This is a genomic window from Variovorax ginsengisoli (assembly GCF_030486595.1).
Taxonomy (GTDB): domain Bacteria; phylum Pseudomonadota; class Gammaproteobacteria; order Burkholderiales; family Burkholderiaceae_C; genus Variovorax; species Variovorax ginsengisoli_B.
This window is the reverse complement of the sequence record NZ_JAUJZH010000012.1, coordinates 101,421-121,009: the sequence shown is the minus strand read 5'-3', so window position 1 is coordinate 121,009 and position 19,589 is coordinate 101,421. Positions and strand designations below refer to the sequence as shown.

General features: G+C 66.7%; 19 protein-coding genes. 9 read left to right on the top strand and 10 right to left on the bottom strand.

All coding sequences use genetic code 11. The features are described 5' to 3' along the window. Window positions 1–17: 17 nt before the first annotated feature. Both QZH52_RS17880 and QZH52_RS17875 read right to left on the bottom strand, forming a co-directional pair. Window positions 18–1,304: a DUF1254 domain-containing protein gene (locus tag QZH52_RS17880; protein WP_301811458.1), complete on the bottom strand. Its 1,287-nt coding sequence runs from the start codon at window positions 1,302–1,304 to the stop codon at window positions 18–20. Then, on the bottom strand, window positions 1,301–2,509 hold the full coding sequence (locus QZH52_RS17875; RefSeq protein ID WP_301811455.1) for a CaiB/BaiF CoA transferase family protein: 1,209 nt from the start codon (window positions 2,507–2,509) through the stop codon (window positions 1,301–1,303). Before QZH52_RS17875 ends, QZH52_RS17880 begins: the two co-directional genes overlap by 4 nt. 114 nt (window positions 2,510–2,623) lie before the next feature. On the opposite strand from QZH52_RS17875, the gene QZH52_RS17870 reads away from it, so the two are divergent. Next, the gene (locus tag QZH52_RS17870) at window positions 2,624–3,601 is read left to right on the top strand and encodes a LysR family transcriptional regulator (protein ID WP_301811453.1); all 978 of its coding nucleotides are present in this window, start codon (window positions 2,624–2,626) and stop codon (window positions 3,599–3,601) included. Here QZH52_RS17870 and QZH52_RS17865 read toward each other — a convergent pair. From QZH52_RS17865 to QZH52_RS17835, 7 genes are all read right to left on the bottom strand, one after another. Next, a complete protein-coding gene (locus tag QZH52_RS17865) occupies window positions 3,579–4,532 on the bottom strand; it encodes a Bug family tripartite tricarboxylate transporter substrate binding protein (protein WP_301811451.1) in 954 nt (317 codons plus the stop codon). The two genes, QZH52_RS17870 and QZH52_RS17865, sit on opposite strands and share 23 nt — an antisense overlap. Before the next feature lie 39 nt (window positions 4,533–4,571). Continuing rightward, window positions 4,572–5,198, bottom strand: coding sequence for a 3-isopropylmalate dehydratase small subunit (gene leuD / locus QZH52_RS17860; protein WP_301811448.1), 627 nt, complete (start codon window positions 5,196–5,198; stop codon window positions 4,572–4,574). After that, window positions 5,198–6,613: a 3-isopropylmalate dehydratase large subunit gene (locus QZH52_RS17855; protein ID WP_301811445.1), complete on the bottom strand. Its 1,416-nt coding sequence runs from the start codon at window positions 6,611–6,613 to the stop codon at window positions 5,198–5,200. Before QZH52_RS17855 ends, leuD begins: the two co-directional genes overlap by 1 nt. A 10-nt stretch (window positions 6,614–6,623) precedes the next feature. After that, window positions 6,624–7,121: a bacteriohemerythrin gene (locus QZH52_RS17850; protein WP_301811443.1), complete on the bottom strand. Its 498-nt coding sequence runs from the start codon at window positions 7,119–7,121 to the stop codon at window positions 6,624–6,626. Beyond that, window positions 7,118–8,182 (bottom strand): Bug family tripartite tricarboxylate transporter substrate binding protein, encoded by a 1,065-nt coding sequence (locus QZH52_RS17845; RefSeq protein ID WP_301811441.1) that lies wholly within the window; start codon window positions 8,180–8,182, stop codon window positions 7,118–7,120. The genes QZH52_RS17850 and QZH52_RS17845 overlap by 4 nt, the downstream gene beginning before the upstream one ends. Further along, window positions 8,179–9,381 (bottom strand): Rieske 2Fe-2S domain-containing protein, encoded by a 1,203-nt coding sequence (locus tag QZH52_RS17840; protein ID WP_301811437.1) that lies wholly within the window; start codon window positions 9,379–9,381, stop codon window positions 8,179–8,181. Before QZH52_RS17840 ends, QZH52_RS17845 begins: the two co-directional genes overlap by 4 nt. 154 nt (window positions 9,382–9,535) lie before the next feature. Beyond that, complete coding sequence (locus QZH52_RS17835; protein ID WP_301811434.1) at window positions 9,536–10,501, bottom strand: Bug family tripartite tricarboxylate transporter substrate binding protein; 966 nt, start codon at window positions 10,499–10,501, stop codon at window positions 9,536–9,538. A gap of 249 nt (window positions 10,502–10,750) precedes the next feature. On the opposite strand from QZH52_RS17835, the gene QZH52_RS17830 reads away from it, so the two are divergent. The 3 genes from QZH52_RS17830 (at window position 10,751) to QZH52_RS17820 (ending at window position 13,492) form a co-directional block, all read left to right on the top strand. Then, window positions 10,751–11,236 (top strand): MarR family winged helix-turn-helix transcriptional regulator, encoded by a 486-nt coding sequence (locus QZH52_RS17830; protein ID WP_301811431.1) that lies wholly within the window; start codon window positions 10,751–10,753, stop codon window positions 11,234–11,236. Window positions 11,237–11,330: 94 nt separating this feature from the next. Then, window positions 11,331–12,557, top strand: coding sequence for a Rieske 2Fe-2S domain-containing protein (locus QZH52_RS17825; protein ID WP_301811430.1), 1,227 nt, complete (start codon window positions 11,331–11,333; stop codon window positions 12,555–12,557). Further along, window positions 12,554–13,492: a PDR/VanB family oxidoreductase gene (locus tag QZH52_RS17820; RefSeq protein WP_301811427.1), complete on the top strand. Its 939-nt coding sequence runs from the start codon at window positions 12,554–12,556 to the stop codon at window positions 13,490–13,492. The genes QZH52_RS17825 and QZH52_RS17820 overlap by 4 nt, the downstream gene beginning before the upstream one ends. Here the strand turns inward: QZH52_RS17820 and QZH52_RS17815 are convergent. After that, window positions 13,489–14,439, bottom strand: a complete 951-nt coding sequence (locus tag QZH52_RS17815; protein ID WP_301811426.1) for a LysR family transcriptional regulator — start codon at window positions 14,437–14,439, stop codon at window positions 13,489–13,491. The genes QZH52_RS17820 and QZH52_RS17815 overlap by 4 nt on opposite strands. Before the next feature lie 44 nt (window positions 14,440–14,483). Between QZH52_RS17815 and QZH52_RS17810 the strand changes: the two genes are divergently transcribed. From QZH52_RS17810 to QZH52_RS17790, 5 genes are all read left to right on the top strand, one after another. After that, window positions 14,484–15,485 (top strand): tripartite tricarboxylate transporter substrate binding protein, encoded by a 1,002-nt coding sequence (locus tag QZH52_RS17810; protein ID WP_436411598.1) that lies wholly within the window; start codon window positions 14,484–14,486, stop codon window positions 15,483–15,485. A 7-nt stretch (window positions 15,486–15,492) separates the two neighbouring features. Further along, complete coding sequence (locus tag QZH52_RS17805) at window positions 15,493–17,106, top strand: FAD-dependent monooxygenase (RefSeq protein ID WP_301811423.1); 1,614 nt, start codon at window positions 15,493–15,495, stop codon at window positions 17,104–17,106. A 130-nt stretch (window positions 17,107–17,236) separates the two neighbouring features. Beyond that, window positions 17,237–18,043, top strand: a complete 807-nt coding sequence (locus QZH52_RS17800) for an alpha/beta fold hydrolase (protein WP_301811422.1) — start codon at window positions 17,237–17,239, stop codon at window positions 18,041–18,043. Window positions 18,044–18,049: 6 nt separating this feature from the next. Then, window positions 18,050–19,177 (top strand): PAS domain-containing sensor histidine kinase, encoded by a 1,128-nt coding sequence (locus QZH52_RS17795; protein WP_301811419.1) that lies wholly within the window; start codon window positions 18,050–18,052, stop codon window positions 19,175–19,177. A 129-nt stretch (window positions 19,178–19,306) separates the two neighbouring features. Beyond that, a complete protein-coding gene (locus QZH52_RS17790; protein ID WP_301811416.1) occupies window positions 19,307–19,576 on the top strand; it encodes a hypothetical protein in 270 nt (89 codons plus the stop codon). The last annotated feature ends 13 nt before the right edge of the window (window positions 19,577–19,589 follow it).

Genomic DNA, 19,589 nt, shown 5'->3' with positions numbered 1-19,589 from the left:
TAGATTTCTCGACAGTGTCAGACCGGCCGGACCGGCGGATAGTCGAACCAAAGTTCCAGGTGGTCGGCATGCGGTTGATAGAGGCGCAGCACGATGTAGAACGGTTCATCCTTCGGCGCCGGAAGCCAATTGACGCCTGGGCCCGGATCCTCGGCCTGCAGGCGGATCGCAAGGCTGCCGTCGGCGTCGTGGCGCAAGCCCGGCGTGCGATCGCCGATCGAATACCGGTGGATGGGATTGGCGACGAAGAGGCAGTCGCTGCGGCGGTACATCGTGAGTGACCAGAAGGCGCCCACTTTCGGTCCCTTGCCCGGCGCGAACCGCAACTCATATCGCCGCGATCCATCCAGCGGCGCGCCCTGCGCGTCCACTTCCGCGGTGGGATACATCGCCTCCTCGATGCCCAGGGCGCCGATGAAGTTGCGAGCGATGCGGGCGCGCGCCAGGTAGTCGTCGCCCCAGTGGGTTCTCACCACCACTGGGATCGCCCACCCGCCGCCCAGGTCGCGAGGGTGGTTGCCTGTTCGCAGCCGGTCGTACACCGCCGGCAGGGACGCCGCGAGGTCGGCTTGCGCAGGCGGCCACGCCAGGTGTTCTCCCGGAAGGGGTGGATTGCGGCGGAGCGCAGCGTCCAGGACCGACAGATACAGGTCGGCGGAGGGGATGCGGGTATCCCGCCCGTCGATCCATGTGTCCACCGCCATGGCCGCGTCGCTGCCATCCGGGCGAACGAGCCGCATCAAGGATTGCGACTCGCGAACACGCGCAGCATCCTCGCCGTCGTCCTCCACCAGATGGCGGCCTATGAGCCACACGTCATCGCCCGGGGCGGCAATCGTCAGCGTCACGTCCGCCGGGACGGCGCCGCGCCAGCCGGGCCCGTGCACCAACGTGCGCTGGGGCCTGCCGCCGGTCGTCCGGCGGCCCACGTAGGCAAACGGATTCGTCCACGCATCCAGCAAGCCCAGGGTCCAGTAGCGGTCGCCCATGTCGGGCGTCTCGATGATGACCGGCCCCTCTGAGAGGTCCAGCCAGGCGTTGCTGTAGACCGTGTCGTTGTTGGGGCTCACGACCTCCCTGTCCTCGGGCCCGAGACGACGGTGCGTGTGAGTGAACTGGTTGACCCATCGCACGGTGGAGCCCGGGTTCGGCGCCGCGAAGCCGAAGGCGGGATGGCGACGCGCGGTCGTCGCCGCGCGCATCCGCATCATTTCGAACAGCGGCAGCGACTGGACGACGGCATCGTCGCAGTCCTGCGCGATGCGGGCGGCCTCCGAGGCCATGGCCTGCGCCTGCGGCGTCATGCCACCACCCCGGCGCTGCGAAATTCGTCGATGTCGTGGCCCGTGAATCCGAGTCCGCCCAGGAGCCGATCCGTGTCGGCGCCGCAGGCCGGCGCGGCATGCGGCACGGCGCGGGGTGAATCGCCCAGCCGGTAGGGCAGCGCCAGGGCCGGGTAGCCCTCGCCCGTCGTGCCATGTGCATCGACCAGGATTCCACTGGCCTGGACGTCCTTGCTCTGCAGCACCTGCCGGTAGCTGCGGACGGACCCGACAACGATCTGGTGACGGCTCAGCAGCGCCACGCATTCCTCGCTGGTGAAGGGCGAGAGGCATTCGCGCAGCACGATGCGGAGCTCGGCGCGATGCTGCACCCGAAGGGCGTTGGTTCGGAATCGAGGGTCCGTCGCGAGCGACTCGCGTCCCATCGCTCCGCAGAAGCGCGTCCAATGCTCGTCCGCATAGGCGGACAGGACGATGTGCCCGTCCCGCGTCGGCACGACCTCCGCAGCGGGCGCATTGTTCGGCTGGCCATCGCCGATGCGCGTGGGCTCGGGCGCACCTCCGAGATAGTCGCACCACGTGGTTGCCTGCAGATGCATGGCCACCTCGAGCAGCGATGTCCTCAGCGTCTCGCCGGCACCCGTCCGCTCGCGGCCGTAGAGTGCCGCGAGCACGGCCTGCGCACCGAGATGCGCAGCAGCGGCGTCGATGATCGGAACGCCCACCTTCTGTGGCAGCCGGTCCGGCTCGCCCGTGACGGACATCAGGCCGCTCTCCGCCTGTGCGGCGATGTCGTAGCCGGGCCGCTCGCTCGAAGGCCCCAGGTCCCCGAACCCGGAGATCGACAGGTAGATGACCCTGGGGAACCGATCGCGCACCGCCACCGGTCCCAGGCCCAGCGCGTCGACCGCGCCAGGGCGCAGGTTCTGGATGACGACGTCGCTTTCGCCGATCAGGCGCCACGCGATGTCCCGGCCGGCATCGCTCTTCAGGTTGAGCGCGATGGATTGCTTGCCGCGGCTGTAGGCGCGGATCATCGACTCGCCATAGCGGCCGATGTGCCTGGCCTGGTCACCGGCCAGCGGCTCGATCTTGATCACCTGCGCGCCCAGTTCGGCCAGCACCATGGCGGCGCCGGGCCCGGCGATGTACTGCCCCATGTCGATCACCCGCACATTCTCGAGCGGGGCGGCGGATTCGGAGGTCTCTTTGGATCTGGTGTTCATTGGGCGCGACGTTATCGCCTTCCGCGATTCTTGAAAATTCGATAATCGTGAGGGAGTGATCACGATTCGATATAGCCCGGAGCAGCCGAAATGGATACAAAGACCGCCCGCCTCGTGCGCACGCTGCGACTGAGACACCTCGAACTTCTTGTCGCGCTCTCCGAGACCGCCACGATGCGCGGTGCGGCGGCGCGACTGCATCTGAGCCAGCCCGCGATCAGCAAGATGCTGGGCGAGGTCGAAAGCTGCTTCGGGGCCAGGCTGTTCGAACGCAGCCACCAGGGGATCCATGCGAATGCACTGGGCGTCAGCGCGGCATTCAGGGCGAGAGCTGTACTGAACGAGCTGGCCCGCGCAACCGAAGACGTCGACGCATTGCAGAGCGGCGTCACCGCGGTTCTGCGTGTGGGGGCCCCGTCGGTGACTGCGGCCGTTCCAGCGGCCATCGTCAGGCTGCGGGAGCGAATGCCCGGCGTCGCGGTGCAGCTGAGGGAGGGCCGCGTCCACGAGCTCATCCATCGACTGCTGCAAGGAGAACTGGACTGCGTCTTTGGCGCCATCACGCCCGAGCTGCTCTCGAGCGACATGGTTCCCTTGCTGGAGCCTGCTGTGCTGCTCAAGGACGCGCTGTGTGTGCTGGCTTCCGCTTCGAACGGGAGCATCGCCGCACGAAGCTATCAACGGGCCGAGCTGCAAGCCGCAAAGTGGGTGCTGCCGCCCAGGGAGACGCTGGTTCGACAGGCTTTCATGACGGCCTTTCTCAACAGCGGCGTGACGCCGCCCGTGCCGGTGATCGAGGCCATGTCGTCGGTGACGATCGGCACGGTCCTTCGCCAGGATGCTTCGCTGCTGTGCGCGGTACGGCTGGAGCATGCGGTGGACGAGATCGCCAGGGGCGGTGCGCGAAGGCTCGATGTCTCGCCCTCCATCGACCTTCCATCGTTCGGCCTTTTCTTCCGGCGGGACGGGATGGAGAGGCCGTTGGTCCTGACGGAGTTCGCCGATGCGATACGCCACGTGAGCCAGGTCGCCGCGCCGAAGAGACGGGCGGCAAGACGCCGGCTCGAGGTCAATTCAGCGGGAACTGCCTGATCAGGCCATCGAGGAACTTCTGCTCATCCTCGACCGCGGCGACGAAGTCGCGGGTGGAGCCGAACACAGGCTCGGCGCCGAGCGCCTGCACCACCTGCCTGGCCTCCGGATCGGCGGCGAGCCCCTTCAGCATGGTTTCGATGCGCGCCACGACTTCAGGCGGCGTCTTGCGCGGCACGAACAAGCCATACCACGAGCCGCGCGCCGGCACGTTCAGGCCTGCCTCGCGGAAGGTGGGCACATCGGGCGCTTCGGGCGAACGCTGCTCGGCGTTCACGGCGAGGATGCGCAACAGGCCGGAACGATGCTGTGGCAGCGGCGCCGCAATGCTGGTGATGCCGATCGCGATGTGGCCGCCTAGCAGGTCGTTGACGACCGGACCGGTTCCCTTGTAGGGCACGTTCACGCTGTCCTTGATGCCGCTGACCGCGAAGGTGCGCTTGCCGTACAGGTACGACAGCTGCTGCCCGGAACCCCACGTGCAGGGCGTGGGTGCGCTGTTGCAGTAGCTCACGAGTTCCTTGAAGGTCTTGATGCCGCTCTTGCCGTTGACCGAGATGGCCGAAGGCGTGCGCGCGAGCTCCGAGACAGGCGCGAGCGAGCCCACCGGATCGAAGGAAAGATCCTTCGCGTTGTGCTTGAGCAGCAGCAGCGAGGGAATGGTCAGGAGCATCGTGTAGCCGTCGGCCGGCGATTGCGCAACGCGCTGCGTCGCGATCAACCCGTCGGCGCCGCCCTGGTTCTCGACGATCGCAGGCTGGTTCCAGGTCTCCTGCATGCGCTTGGACAACAGCCGTGCAACGCCGTCCAGCCCACCACCAGTGGATGCCGACACCACGATCGTGATGCGGCGGCTCGGGAAGTCGCCCTGTGCGAACGTCGGCAAGGCAAGCGCCGCGATCAGGGCCGCCAGGGGGTAACGGGTCTTCATGCTGTCTCCTGTGTGTCGTTCGATGAGGCCGCCGTGCTCTCAGAGGTAGGCCCAAGGCCGGCGCTCCCGGTCGGCGAGGCGGTAGTGGTCGATGGCCGGCTGGTGGGTGCGCGTGAGCGCGATCTCGTCCAGTCCCTCGCGCAGCATCCGGCCGAGCAGCGGCGGCACGCTGAAGGCATGGACCTCCCCGGTCGGCGGAAGGGTGACTGTGCCCTGCTCGAGGTCGACCGTGAGCACACAGCGCCCGTCATCGCCGCGCTCGCGACGCATGTGTTCGGCAAGCGCCAGCACCGTATCGGCTGGAAGGCGAACCGGCACGATGCCGTTTCGAAAGCAATTGCTGAAGAAGATGTCGCCGAAACTGGGGGCGATCAGTGCACGGAAGCCGCGTTCACGCAGCGCACGCGGCGCCGCCTCTCGCGACGACCCGCAGCCGAACATCGGGCCGGCCAGCAGGATGCTGGCGCGGTTCCACGGCGCCTGGTTCAGCAGGAAGTCCGGTTGCGGGCTGCCGTCGCTGCACGTGGCCCATTCGGCGAACAGGCCTTCGCCGATCCCATCTTCCGAAAGCCGTGCGAGAAAGCGCGTGGGAATGATCTGGTCGGTGTCCACGTTGGCGTACATCAGCGGTGCGGCGATGCCGGTCACATGTTGCAGGCTTTCCATCAGGCAAGCACCTCCTTGCGTGGGTCCGCGATATGTCCCGCCACGGCCGATGCGGCCACAGTCAGGGGACTGGCCAGGTGCGTGCGCGTGCGCTTGCCCTGGCGATTCTCGAAGTTGCGATTGCTCGTGCTGATCACGCGTACATCCTCCAACCGCCCGCGACCGCTGCCGCACATGCCGCAGCCCGCGTCATGCCACTCGAAGCCGGCCTCGCGAAAGACGGCATCGAGCCCTTCGGCCTCGGCCGCCCGTTTCACGCCGGCCGAACCGGGCACGCAGATCGCCGTCACGTGCGACGCGACCCTGCGCCCCCGCAGGTACTCGGCGGCCAACCGCAGGTCGGACAGCCGTGCGTTGGTGCAGGTGCCGATGTACGCGACGTCGATGCGCACCGACTCGAGCGCCGTACCCGGCGTGAGTTGCTGATAGGCCAGCGCCGCCTTCGCATTCGCGCGCGATGGTCCGTCGCCGGCCTCTTCAGGCACGGGCACGCTCGAGTTCACCGGGGCCACGTGCTGCGGGCTGGTGCCCCAGGTGACTTGCGGCTCGAGCGTGGTCACGTCGATGAACACCTCGCGGTCGAAGAGCGCGAGCGCATCGGTGGCTAGCGAACGCCAATGCGCCACCGCCATGTCCCAGGCAGCGCCCTTGGGCGCATGGGCACGGCCCTCGAGGTAGTCGAACACGGTGTCGTCCGGCGCCACAAAGCCGTACTTGGCCGAGCACTCTACGGCCATGTTGCACAGGGTCAGTCGCGCTTCGACCGGCAGCGCCCGGACGGCCTCGCCCGCGAATTCGATCGCGAAGCCCGCACCCCCGCCAGCGCCGATCTCACCGATCAGACGCAGGATCATGTCCTTGGCCGAGACGCCCGGACGCAGCCGGCCTTCGAAATTGGCGCGCATGAGCCTCGGTCGGGTCTCGGCGATCGTCTGAGTGGCCAGCACATGCACGCCCTCGGAGGTTCCGATGCCCCAGCCGATCGCCCCCAGGCCGCCGAGCGTGCAGGTGTGGCTGTCGCCGCACACGATCATCAGGCCCGGCAGCGCGATGCCCAGTTCGGGCGCGATCACGTGCGTGATGCCCTGGCGCGGGTCCTCCACATCGATGAGCTCGATGCCGAGTTGCTGCGAGAGATGCCGCGACTCGCTGATCATCTGGGTAGCCACCGGCGTCCATCCATCGCGCCGCTGCGGTTGCGGCCTGGTCACGAGCAGGTGATCTATCACCCCGAACACTTGCGAGGGCGAGGCCGGTGCATGGCCTTCGGCCACCAGCGTGCGCATGATCGCGCCGCCGGTCACGTCATGCAGGAGCAGCCGATCGGCCTGCAGCAGCCAGGTGCCGTCGCCCAGGTCAGCGATGGCGTGTTCGTTCCAGACCTTTTCGAAGTAGGTCAGAGGGCGTGTTTCCATGAGCCCGACCTCAAGCTTCCGCATGCACGGGCCGCCGAGGTCCGCCGACTCGCGAGGGCGCAGCGCCGATAGCTCGCGTGACGGCCATCGGCGTTCCGCCCCAGCGTTGACGGGCAAGCCAGCTGGCCAGACCTTTGTCCATCACTTCGGTATGTCCGGGGAACCAGTCGGCGAGAGCGACGGCAAACGCACGGACCACTTCGGTGCGGCCTTGGACCAGCGCGGCCTTGACCTGGCGCAGACTTTCCAGGACCGCCGCGTGCTCCTCGACGTGGCAGCGCGCCGAATCGTATCGCGAGCTTCGCATCGCTTCCTCTTCCTGTGCGAAATGCGTGCGAGCGTGTCGTTCGAAGACTGCGAGTGCGACCTCCAGGGCCTCGTCATTCGATGTGAGCAACGCGTCGACGCAATCGACGAATTCGCGGTGCGCCAGATCCATTTGTTGTTCGCCGAGCGCGAACCCGTCGTCCCATCCGAGACGCGGCATGAGGCGCCGGGTGCCGCTCACGGATTGCTCCCTAGCCCTGCTTCGCGAATCACGTTGCTGAGCTTCCTCACGTCCTGCTCGAGCCACTTTCGCGCGTCGGCCGAGCCCACGAACTTCGGCTGCACTTCCAGCTCGTTCAGGCTCTTCATGACGGCGGGGTCGTTCATCGCATCACGGAAGGCGGTTTCCAGACGCTGCAGCACGGGTGCCGGCGTTCCGGCCGGCGCCGAGATCGTCACCAGCTGCTCGTTTCCGTCGAGCTCCGGATAGCCCTGCTCGCCCGTGGTTCCGGCGTTCGGCAGCGCAGGCAATCGCTTTTCGCGCTGGACCGCGATCACCCGGAGCCCCGCGCCGTCCATCTGCTTGACCAGGGAGCTGTAGGGCAAGACGCACGCGTCCACATCGCCCGCCTTCATTGCAGTCAATGCCGGTGCCACGCCGTTGTATGGAACATGGGTGATGTTGAGCTTCTTGCCGGGATTCTTCTTCTGGTAGGCGAACCTCAGCATTTCAAGTTGCAGGTGGTTGATTCCGTTGGCTCCGGTGGAGCAGATGCTCAGTCCGCTCGGCTTGCTGTCGGCCAGGGCGACGAGCTCGGACAAGGACTTCGCGGGGGTGGCTTCACTCACCGCGAACAGGGACGTATAGATGCCGAGGCCGGCGATGGGCGCGTAGTCCTTCAAGTAGAAGTCGTGATTGCGGACCAGCAGATGCACGAAGCCGAAAGCCGAGCCGGAAGCGATGAAGAGCGTGTAGCCGTCGGGCTTGGCCGTGGCAGCGGCGCGTGCGCCGACTGCACTGCCTGCGCCGGGCCGGTTGATGACCAACACCGGCTGGCCGAGGATCTCGTCGAGCTTCTTGCCCAGCACGCGTGCGGTTGCATCGAGGCTGCCGCCGGCCGCAAAGGGCACGATGATGCTGATCGGCTGCTGGGGGTACGCCTGCCCCGCAGCCAGCGCGGTCGAAGCGCCCGTGCAGGCGAACGCCGAGATCAGCAGCGAGGAAATCGCGCGCCGGCCGAACTTCGGCGCTTGAAAGGCGGAGCGGGCGCGACGCGCCAGCCCGACGATGGTCGGGATCATTGCTTGTCTCCTTGAGGATTGACTGTCTGTGAGGGCCGGGCCGTTGCCATGAGGGCATCCGAGTCCTCGGGGTCGGCGCCTTCCGGCAACACCGTCTGGGTGGCCCGGACGCGGTAGAGATGCGGCATGAGCGAGCCCTCGGGCCGCACGCCGCGATCGCCGCAAGCGACGGCCGCATCGATCAGCGTGCGACGCATCGCCACCACGGCCCGGTCGCTGCTGCCCAGGTTTTCGCGTGTGCGATCGACGATGGCACCCGCCGATTCGCAGACCATCGCATCCTGGGCACGAACCCCCGCGATGCCTGTGAACGACTGCGTCTTCTGCGCAGCGCGATCGATCAGGTAGTTGTTGTCCTTGCGTTCCGTCGGCACCGTCGTCCCCGGAACGACCTTCCGATGCGCGACATCCCCGTTGCGCCATGCCGCCAGCTCCTTGCCACCCAGGGGATGTTCCGGGCGAAAGGTCACGCAGATCACCCAGCAGCGTTCGTCCGTCATGGGCACCCACATGCGGACCAGCTGGGCATCGTTGGGATGCGGCGGGATCATGGTGTAGAACGGCGTCAGGAACTGGTTCAAACGCCAGTAGCGCTGCCCGTCCGCCGTCCGACGACCGTTGCATGCCATGAAGCCGGCCGGTGTCGGGACGATCTTCCAGGTCGGCGCCTTGTCGTCACGGAAGTACTCGCCCGTCAGCGTCTGGGCGTCGCCCTCGATCTTGTTGACGAGGCTGTGCAGGAAGCCCACGTGCGCGCTGTCCAGCTCGCCTTCCATCGCCTGGGCGTAGTTGCAGTCCTGCTCCCAGCGCGACGCGTAGATGTGATCGTCCGGCAGGCCCAGAAACTCGAAGTCGGGCAGCGGTGGCGCATCGCCCTCTCCCATGTACACCCACAGGAGCCCACCAGCCAGGCGCGCGGGATAGGCGAGGGCGCGGACTCTCGAACGCATGGGGCTGCCTGGCGCTTCGGTGGGCATGTCGAGGCACTGGCCTTCGACCGAGAACTTCCACCCGTGGTAGACGCAACGGATGCCGCCTTCTTCATTGCGGCCGAAGAACAGGCTGGCCGCGCGATGCGGGCAATGCTCGTCGAGCACCCCGATGCGGCCCTCGGTATCGCGAAATACCACGAGGTTCTCGCCCAGAAGGGTGAGTCGTACCGGCGGCTCGTCCGCTGCCGGGATCTCGCGCCAGAGCATCGCCGGCGTCCAGAAGGAGCGCATCAGCTTGCCCATCGGGGTCTCGGGTCCGGTACGCGTCAGAATGGCGTTGTTCTCTTTGCTCAGCATGGCTTGGGAAGGTTGGTTGTTGCGGTTGTGCGAGCGCAGGCTGGAGTGCGGCCGACCACGGGAGTCAGTCGGCCTTGGCGCCGGATGCCCTGATCACCGGTGCCCACTTCAGAATGTCGGCGCGGATGCGCTGGTCGTACTCATGAGGAGTGGAGCCCACCGGGTCCAGCCCCATCTCAAGGAGTTTCTGCGCGAACTCGGGCGTGCGGGCCGCACGGGCGATGTCCGCGCTGATCTTCTGCACGATCGACGCCGGGGTTCCCGCGGGCGCGATCACGCCGATGCTGCTTTGGCCCGATACGCCCGCCACGGTCTCGGCGACGACGGGGATATCCGGCACGCTCGCGGGGCGTTCGGGACTGAACAGGGCAATGGGTTTGAGCTTGCCCGCCTTGATGAGGCCGGCACTCGCGTAGTAGGTATCCATGAGCAACGGCACCTGCCCGCCCATGACATCCTGCTGCGCCGGTGCGCCCCCGCGATAGGGCACGTGGACGATGTTCACGCCCGTCTTTGCCTTCAGCAGCTCCATCACCAGATGGTGCGCCGTGCCGCTTCCCGGGCTGGCGTAGCTGAGGCTGCCGGGCTGCCGACGCGCAAGGTCGAGCAGTTCCGCGAGGTTGCGCACCGGAAGGGAGGGGTTGGCATCCAGGATGATGTGCTGTACGCCCACCTCCGAGACGGGCTGCAGATCCTTCAGCGTGTCGTAGGGGAGGTCCGACCTCAAGGTCGGATTGATCGCATGGGACGACACCGCGATGCCCAGCGTATAGCCGTCGGGGGGTGCCTTGGCGACCACGTTGGTCGCGAGCACCGCACCGGCGCCGGGTCGGTTGTCGACGATCACCGGCTGTCCCCACAGGTCCGAGAGTTTCTGAGCCAGCAGACGGCCCTGCGCGTCGGTCGAGCCTCCAGGCGGAAACGGAACGATGAGGCGCACCGGCCGGTTGGGCCAGCCATCCTGCGCCCGCGCCCAGGAGGCCGCGACCAGCGGAATCAGCGGCAGCGCCAGGCGCATCCTGTTTTTCATCGCATGTCTCCTTGGCCCCGTGGAAGGCCGCATCATTCGTCTTCGTCCGGCATCGATCGCATCGGCGCGCCGCGACATCAATTGCATTATGCAAGTATTGACGTGCGCTCACAATGCCCCTGGACGAGAATCGACGACGTCGTCGCTATCGCTTTCCCGTACGCCGCGGGCCCCGTTTTCGCATCGCGATGCACCGCCACGGCTATGCTCGTCTGGCACCGCACGCCGCCCATCACTCATTTCGCATCCATGGCCAGCAAGAAGAAGCTCTCCCTCGAACATTGGATCTCCTATCGGTTCGGGCTCGTCGCCTCGCGCACCGGGGCCGTGATGTCCGCCCGCTACGTGGCCCCCCATGACCTGCCCATGCCCGCGTGGCGGTCGCTGGCCGTCATCGCGCGCTTCGGGCCGCTCTCCGCCGGGGAGCTCGGACAACGGACTTCATCGGATCCGTTCCGGGTCGTGCGTGCGATCGACCTGCTGGTCAAGCGCGGACTCATCACGCGCAACCCCGATCCGGCCGACCGGCGGCGAGCCCGCCTGGAGCTGACGTCCGCGGGCCGCGCGGTCTACGAGGAAATCGTTCAGGGCGCCATCGCCAACGAGAAGTTCATTCGCGCGGGCCTGACGGCGCAGGAAATCAAGCTGCTCGAGAGCATGCTCGACCGCATCGACGCCCAGGTGCAAGCCCTGAGCGCAGGACTGTCCGGGCCGCCCGAAGCCGACGATCTCTAGGCGGGGAATGTCTTGCGACAGGCTCCTATTATTTGCATAATGCAATTAATTGGCGCCGCGATCGAGGTGCCTGCCAACTCCGCGAGGCAATCCCATGAAAGAAGAGCGTGCGACGTCCCAGCCGATTCGCTTCGTCGGCAAACGCCAGCAAGGCGGCGGCTATGGCAAGCCGCCCGGGCAGTCCGACGAATTCCTCACGCTGGTCGAACCCGGCACGCCTTGCGGCGAATTCATGCGCCGCTACTGGCATCCGGTGGGCGTGTCGTCGAAGGTCACGTCGGACCCGAAGCGGGTGCGCATCCTCGGCGAGAACCTGATCCTGTTCCGGGATGGTCAGGGCAAGCCGGGCCTGCTGCACGAGAACTGCGCACACCGCGGCACCTCGCTCTACTACGGCAAGGTCGAGGACCAGGGCATTCGCTGCTGCTACCACGGCTGGCTGTTTGCGGTCGACGGCGCTTGTGTCGAACAGCCCTGCGAGCCGGGGGGAGGACAGCATCGCGACAAGTGCCGCCAACCGTGGTATCCGGTGCAGGAACGCTACGGCCTCGTGTTCGCCTACATGGGGCCGCTCGATTCGATGCCCCCCCTGCCGACGTATGACGTCCTGGAGGGCCTGGGCCCGGACGAGGAACTGCAACAGGAAGATCAGAGCTTCTACATCGGCGGCGGCGTCTCGCAGGAGAACCCGGTGGCCCCCTATAGCTGGCTGCAGAACTTCGAGAACGTGATGGACCCCTTTCACGTGGTGATCCTGCATTCGCGTTTCAGCGGCGTCCAGTTCCGCGAGCAGATGGCTGCGATGCCGACAGTGGAGTGGGAACTCTGCGACCACGGCGTCATGTACCGCTCGGTGCGCCAGACCGGTGGCGCGCAGTTCACGCGCATCACCCAGACCCTGCTTCCCAACGTGCGCATCGTTCCTTCGATCGAGCTGGCGCCGGGTCAAGGCCGGGAGGTCGCCTGGCTGGTGCCGGTGGACAGCCATCACCATCGCAGCTTCGGCGTGGCACGTGTCCCGAAGAACGAGGAGCGGCTCTATTCGCGACGATCTCGCATGGCGGTTTTCGAGGGCAAGACGTGGTCGGAAATGACCGAGGACGAGCACCGGCGCTTTCCGGGCGACTACGAGGCGCAGTCCACGCAGGGCAGCATCCCGGCGCACAGCGACGAGCACCTTGCGGGCAGCGACAAGGGCCTGGTGATGCTGCGCCGTCTGCTCGCGCGCCAGATCCGCGTCGTCCAGGAGGGCGGTGACCCGGAAGGCACGAGCCGGGAACAATCCAGGGTTTCGGTCAAGGCAGGGAACTTCTTCGAATGACCGGGTCGACCTTGTTCGACGTCAGGGTCGTGGCACTGCGCGAAGAAGCACCCGGTGTGGTTTCCTGCGAGTTGCGCGCGGTCTCGGGCGAGCTGCCCCCGTGTCCCCCGGGCGCGCACGTCGACGTGCATCTTCCCAACGGACTCGTGCGCCAGTATTCGGTGGTCCAGGCCGGGACCGGGAGCTACCATGTCGGCATCAAGCGCGATCCCGAAAGCCGCGGCGGATCGGCCTTCATGGCCGAATCGCTGCGCATCGGGAGCAGGCTGCGCCTTGGCGCCCCGCGCGACAACTTTCCACTCGCCGCTTCAAGCGGCCGCGTCGTGCTGATCGCAGGCGGCATCGGCATCACCGCGCTTCTTCCGATGGCGCGAAGCCTCGAAGAATCGGGGCGAGACTGGACGCTGCACTATGCGGTGCGCACGGTGGAGGACGTGGCGTTCAAGCCTGCCATTCGCGATCTGGGCGACAGGCTTCGCATTCACGCCTCTTCGGCCGAAGGATGCCGGCTCTCGATCGCGGGCATCGTCGAGCAACAGCCCGCCGGCACGCACTTCTATTGCTGCGGCCCGGCACCGATGCTCGATGCCTTTTCGAAGGCCACCGCGTCCCTGCCACGCGAACAGGTTCATCTCGAGCGCTTTGGTGCCGAGCCGACGAGCGGAGGCCAGGAATTCATGGTTCGGCTGGCACGCAGCGGCGCGACGCTGCCGATCGGCGCGGACCAGACAATCATCGACGCGCTGCTGGCCGCGGGTCACGATGCGCCCTATTCGTGCCAGCAAGGCATTTGCGGTTCGTGCGAGGTGAAGGTTCTCGAAGGCAGGCCGGACCACCGGGACGATGTCCTGACGGCGGCAGAGAAGGCTTCCAACAAGACCATGATGATCTGTTGCTCGCGCGCCTGTTCTGCCGAGCTGGTGCTCGACCTCTAGCCCGGCAACCGTGCCGCGGCCTCCTTCAGCGCCCGGGCAAAGGCAAGTGCCGCATGCTTGGGCTGCGCGCCACGCCGCGACACCACGAACAGTTCGAGGTGAACCACGGGCTCGCGCAACATCGCCACACCGAGGCCCTGCCCCAGGCACTCTTCCATCGCGAACGAAGGAACGATGGCATGGCCGCGGCCAGCCCGAACCATTCCGATGATGGTCCCGATCAAGTTCATCCGCGGCCGCTCCTCGTGCGCCCGGCCGAGCCGGGCCAGGTGCTTCTCGATCAGCGCTTGAATCGGGTTGTCGGTCGGCAGGCTGACGAGCGGCAAGCCCGCGATGCTGCTCCAAGGCTGGCTGGGCGCAAGGCCGCCCGAGTCGGCTCCTGGCGGGCTGACGCGCATCAGCCTGAACTTGCACAAGGGCTGGCGCAGCAGGCCGACAGCGGGCTTGACGAAGAAGCCCAGGCCGATGTCCGCCTCGCCGTCCAGCACCCGCTGGCGGACGACGCTCACGTCGACGTCCGCCAGGTCGACACTCACCTGCCGATGGCTGTCGGCGAACGCGCGAATCACCTCCGGCAGCAGGCTGGCCGACACCATGGGCGTGGCCGCCACCTGGAGCCGAGAACGTACCGCCGCCTCGGATCCCCCCACCACGGCGCTCAGGGCAAGCAGTTCGGCGACGATGCGCTCGGCCACGGGTTGCAGCCGCCGCCCCGCGCCGGTCAGGGTCACGGACCGCGTGGTTCGATCGAAAAGCCGCGCGCCGACCTGCTCTTCCAGTTCCTTGACCAGCATGCTCATGCCCGAAGGCGAGAGATGAACCTGCTCGGCGGCCTTGGCAAAGCTCTGCAGCCGCGCTATTTCAAGGAACGCGTGCAGCTGACGGCTGCTCACATTGATCAATTTTGTTGACGAATTCATCAGAATATTCCGTTTGATCAATGTCAAAGGTACCGCTTTAATTGTCACCCAACTCCCAAAGAGACATCGCCGTGAACACTTCCAGGACTTTGCAGCCGTCGCCCTCATTCCGGCACCGCCGCCGCATTCTGCTCGGCGGGCTCGCCGCGCTGGCAGCCCCCTTTGCCCGTGCCCAAGGCTCGGCGGACGCTCCCGTTCGCCTGATCGTTCCTTTCACGCCCGGCACCGGCATCGACCTGATCGCGCGCCAGATCGCCCCCGGCCTTTCCGAACGCCTCAAGCGCCCCTTCTTCGTCGAGAACAGGCCCGGCGCCTCCGGCAACATCGGCACGCAGGAGGTCGTTCGCGCGACACCGGACGGCACCACGCTGCTCGTGAGCGTCAACACGCTCGTCATGAACATGGCCCTCTATCCCAAGCTGGGATTCAATCCGGTGACCGATCTCGCGCCGGTCAGCCAGACGAGTTGGGGTCAACTGCTCCTGGTCGCGTATCCGGGGACGAAGATCGACTCCCTGCAGGATCTGATCGCACGCGCCAAGGCAAAGCCGGGCGCCCTGAACTACGGCTCGCCCGGTGCAGGCACGCCGCACCACCTGGCCATGGAACTGCTCAAGAACCGGGCCGGGGTGTCCCTGACGCACATCAGCTATCGCGGCACCGCGCCGGCCGTCACGGACCTGCTGGGCGGCCAGATCGACGTCATGTTCCTGCCGATCCATGTCGCCCTGCAGCACGTCAAGGCGGGCAAGCTCAAGGCGCTTGCGATCAGCTCCGACAAGCCGAGCCCGTTGCTCCCGGAGGTGCCGCCGCTCAGCGTTCTCAAGCTCGGGAACATGAACGTCGACATGTGGTACGGCGTCCTGGCACCCGCGGGCACGCCGCGCCCGTACATCGAGCGCCTGAACAAGGAGTTGCGCGAGATCCTGGCGCAGCCGGCCATCGCCAAGGCCTTCGAGACCCAGGGCATGACGCCTGCCCACAGCACGCCCGAGGCGTTTCAGCAAATGCTGGCGACAGACGCCAAGCGCTGGGCCGACCTGATCAAGGCCCAAGGCATCACCGCGGAGTAGGCAGAGCATGAACAAGGAATCAGCCATCTCGGCGCAATTCGATGCCGAGGTCGTCATCGTCGGCGGAGGTCCCGTGGGCATGGGCCTCGCCATCGAGTTGGGCCAGCGCGGCGTTCGCACCATCGTCGTCGAACGCTATCCGCAGCCCCAGCCCATCCCCAAGGGCCAGAACCTCACCCAGCGCACGATGGAGCACTTCCACTTCTGGGGGGCGGAAAAGCAACTGCGCGCCGCGCGCACCATTCCACCGTCGTACGGGATCGGCGGCCTGACCGCCTACGGCACGCTGCTCGGGCCTCACAGCTACGACTGGCTGCAGCGCGACCTGGTCAAGCCTTATTACTTCACGTCCAACGAAAGGCTTCCGCAGTACGCCACCGAGGCGGTGCTGCGACGACGCGTCGCCGAACTTCCCTCGGTCCAGACCCTGTACGGCTGGGACGCGGAAGCAGTGACTCAGGACGCCAGTGGCGTGTCGATCACGATCGGCGAGCGCGAAGGAAGCGGCCGGCGCGTCTTGAGGTCCGCCTACGCCATCGGTTCGGATGGGGCCCGCTCGCTCGTGAGGGAGCATGCCGGCATCACGCAGACGCGCACCGACCACGACCGCATGATGGTGCTGCTGGTCTTCAAGTCGCACGAATTGCACAGGCTGCTCGAGTGCTACCCGGGCAAGTCCTACTACAACGTGCTGCAGCCGGCGCTGAAGGGCTACTGGAAATTCTTCGGTCGCGTCGATCTGGGCAGCACCTGGTTCTTTCACGCGCCGGTGCCTCCAGGTACCACCAAGGACAACTTCGATTTCGCGGCATACCTTCGCGAGGCCGTCGGAGCGGATTTCGACGTCGAGTTCGAGCACATCGGTTTCTGGGACCTGCGCTTCATGCTGGCCGACAGCTATCGCGAGGGCCGCATCTTCGTTGCAGGCGATGCGGCCCACAGCCACCCGCCCTATGGCGGCTACGGCGTGAACTCCGGGCTGGAGGACGCGCGAAACCTGGGCTGGAAGCTCGCCGCGACGCTGCAGGGCTGGGGTGGCGAAGGCCTGCTCGACTCCTACGATGCCGAGCGGCGCCCCGTGTTCGGCTCGACGATCCGCGACTTCATCGCCAAGTCGATCGATGCCGACCGGGAGTTCCTGGACGCATACGATCCGGCCCGCGACCAGGCGGCGTTCGATGCCGCCTGGCAAGCGCGCGCCCAGGGCGCAGTCGGCGAGGTGCACGCCTTCGAGCCCCACTACGAAGGCTCGACCGTGGTATGCGGGAGCGAAGGCCGAGTGAGCAGCGCGAAGGGGTCCCACCGCTTCGATGCCCGCGCGGGGCACCACCTGGCACCCGCCGCACAGGCGTCCGGCAAGAACATCTACGACGAGCTCGGCGCCGGATTCACGCTCCTGGTGATGGGCGGGCCGGCTTCGGCAGTCGAGGCGTTCCGCGAAGCGGCGCTCGACTTGTCGCTGCCCCTGTCGATCGTGATGGCGGAGAGCAGCGACGAAACCGCCCGCTACGCGGCCAAGCTGGTGCTGGTGCGCCCGGACCAATTCGTCGCCTGGGCAGCCGACGCGGCATCACCCGACGACGCGCGGCGCGTGCTGGCCGTGGCGTCGGGCCAGGGGTAGAGCCGGGGCGGGCTTGCTGTCCTGCGGGCGATCCGATGCTTCTTGGGGCAGCCTGCCGAAAGGGGGCAAAATGGCTGTTTGCGGGCGACTCAGCCCCGCACGCGCCATCGGGACCCGCCCGACCCTCCCAATGAACATCCGCCACCGCAACAACGTACAGATCCAGGGCAGCGGTCCCGCGACCATGATCTTTGCGCATGGCTTCGGCTGCGACCAGAACATGTGGCGCTTCATGGCCCCCCATTTCGCCGAACGCTATCGCGTGGTCACCTTCGACCTCGTGGGGGCAGGCAACTCCGACCCGAGCGCCTACGAGGTGACGAAGTACGCCAGCTTGCAAGGCTACGCGGACGATGTCCTGGAGATCACGCGCGACGTGGCGCTAGGACCGGTATTTTTCGTCGGCCATTCGGTGAGCGCGATGATCGGCATGCTGGCCGACCTGCAAGCGCCTGGCACTTTCGCGGCCCACGTGATGATCGGCCCGTCGCCCTGCTACATCAACGACGGCGACTATGTCGGCGGCTTCACGCGCGAGGACATCGATTCGCTGCTGGACACGCTGGAGAGCAACTACCTCGGCTGGGCCGGCAGCATGGCGCCGGCGATCATGGGCGTGCCCGAACGGCCCGAACTCGGCGAGGAGCTCACGGCCAGCTTCTGCCGCACCGACCCGGACATCGCCAAGCGGTTCGCCAAGACGACCTTCCTGTCGGACAACCGGCAGGACGTGGCCAGGCTCCAGACCCCCACGCTCGTGATCCAGTCGTCGGAAGACCTCATCGCACCCGTCGCCGTGGGCGAATACATGCACAGGACCTTGCCGAACAGCACGCTTCGCATCGTCGACAACACCGGCCATTGCCCGCACCTGAGTGCGCCGGGCGCGAGTTGCGACGCGATCGACGAGTTTCTGCGCGCGCTCGGCCAGCGCTAGCCGCCGATGACCTTCCAGGTCCCGAGCGCGAGCGACCTTTTCGACGAGGCCCCCTGCGGCCTGCTGGTCACCGCGCTGGACGGCACCATCCTGAAGGTGAACACGACCTTCTGCACCTGGGTCGGAATGCCGCGCGAAGACCTCGTCGGCGCGAAGCGCGTGCAGGACCTGTTCACGATGGGTGGCCGCATCTTCCATCAGACCCACTGGGCGCCGACCCTGCAGATGCAAGGCTCCGTGGCCGAAGTGAAGTTCGAGGTGCGGCACCGCGACGGGCACGGCATTCCGATGATCCTCAACGCGCGGCGCCGCAAGCGGGCCGAAGGCGACTTCGACGAAATTGCCGCCTTCGTGGCGGAAGACCGCAACCGCTACGAGCGCGAGCTGATGAACGCACGGAAGAAGGCCGACACCCTGCTCGCAGCGGAGTTCGATGCACAGAACCTGCTGAGAGACCGGGCGCTGTTCGCCGAGCAGATGGTCGGCATCGTGAGCCATGACCTGCGCAACCCGCTGTCGGCCATCCTCATGGGCGTGCAACTGCTGGGGCGGACCGAAAACGAACGCCGGACCCGGGTGCTGGGCCACGTGCGCGATTCCGCCGAGCGTGCCCAGCGCCTGATCGAGGAGCTGCTGGACTTCACGCAGGCGCGGATCGGCGCCGGACTGAGCGTGAGGCTCCAGCGCATCGACCTCCACCAGGTCACCGTGCGCACGCTGGACGAACTGATGCTCGCCTTCCCCGACCGCGTCATCGCACATGAGGCGCAGGGAGAGGCGCAGTGCGTCGCCGACGCCGACAGGCTGGCCCAGATGATCGGCAACCTGGTGAGCAACGCGGCGACCTATGGCCGCAGCGGCACGCCGATCGTGGTGCGATCGGCCATCGACACCGGCACGGCCTTGGTGGCGGTCCACAACGAAGGCGACCCGATTCCCTCCGGCATGCTCGCCAACGTCTTCGAGCCCATGGTGCGCGGCGCCACGAGCAGCAACACCGTGCGCAGCGTCGGCCTGGGGTTGTTCATCGTCAGGGAGATCGCGAAGGCGCATGGCGGAGAGATGGCGGTCGCGTCCTCGGCGGCGGAGGGAACCACCTTCACCCTGCGCTTTCCGGCGCAGGCGCAACGCTGATCGGCGAACGTCCGGCCAAGGACGGACCACATCGCGTGAGTCCACACGCCTCCGCGATCATGCGGCGCGGTCTTACAAGCCAACGATGCGTGCAATTCAGAATGGGCGGAACAACTCAGAGGACACCCCATGAAAGCCATTGCATCCATCGCTATCGCCATCGGCACCATCATGACGCTCGCCGCCTGCGACGTGAAGAAGACGGCTGACGGGAACATCACGGTGCCGAAGTACGAAAAGACGAAAGAGGGCGACGTGACGCTTCCCAAGTACGACGTGACCACTCCCGACGTGAAAGTGACGAAGGAAGAGAAGACCATCACGGTCCCGACGGTGAAGACAGAGGAAAAGGTGATCGAGGTTCCCAAGGTCTCGGTGACCCCTGCCAAGGACAAGTAGTCCGGCACGTCCC

Coding starts and splice junctions, on each gene's coding strand:
- QZH52_RS17820 (WP_301811427.1), top strand. CDS start 12,554: ATGACCGGGTCGACCTTGTTCGACGTCAGGGTCGTGGCACTGCGCGAA.
- QZH52_RS17790 (WP_301811416.1), top strand. CDS start 19,307: ATGAAAGCCATTGCATCCATCGCTATCGCCATCGGCACCATCATGACG.
- QZH52_RS17835 (WP_301811434.1), bottom strand. CDS start 10,501: ATGAAAAACAGGATGCGCCTGGCGCTGCCGCTGATTCCGCTGGTCGCG.
- QZH52_RS17825 (WP_301811430.1), top strand. CDS start 11,331: ATGAAAGAAGAGCGTGCGACGTCCCAGCCGATTCGCTTCGTCGGCAAA.
- QZH52_RS17805 (WP_301811423.1), top strand. CDS start 15,493: ATGAACAAGGAATCAGCCATCTCGGCGCAATTCGATGCCGAGGTCGTC.
- QZH52_RS17875 (WP_301811455.1), bottom strand. CDS start 2,509: ATGAACACCAGATCCAAAGAGACCTCCGAATCCGCCGCCCCGCTCGAG.
- QZH52_RS17880 (WP_301811458.1), bottom strand. CDS start 1,304: ATGACGCCGCAGGCGCAGGCCATGGCCTCGGAGGCCGCCCGCATCGCG.
- QZH52_RS17800 (WP_301811422.1), top strand. CDS start 17,237: ATGAACATCCGCCACCGCAACAACGTACAGATCCAGGGCAGCGGTCCC.
- QZH52_RS17840 (WP_301811437.1), bottom strand. CDS start 9,381: ATGCTCTGGCGCGAGATCCCGGCAGCGGACGAGCCGCCGGTACGACTC.
- QZH52_RS17830 (WP_301811431.1), top strand. CDS start 10,751: ATGGCCAGCAAGAAGAAGCTCTCCCTCGAACATTGGATCTCCTATCGG.
- leuD (WP_301811448.1), bottom strand. CDS start 5,198: ATGGAAAGCCTGCAACATGTGACCGGCATCGCCGCACCGCTGATGTAC.
- QZH52_RS17855 (WP_301811445.1), bottom strand. CDS start 6,613: ATGGAAACACGCCCTCTGACCTACTTCGAAAAGGTCTGGAACGAACAC.
- QZH52_RS17865 (WP_301811451.1), bottom strand. CDS start 4,532: ATGAAGACCCGTTACCCCCTGGCGGCCCTGATCGCGGCGCTTGCCTTG.
- QZH52_RS17795 (WP_301811419.1), top strand. CDS start 18,050: ATGACCTTCCAGGTCCCGAGCGCGAGCGACCTTTTCGACGAGGCCCCC.
- QZH52_RS17845 (WP_301811441.1), bottom strand. CDS start 8,182: ATGATCCCGACCATCGTCGGGCTGGCGCGTCGCGCCCGCTCCGCCTTT.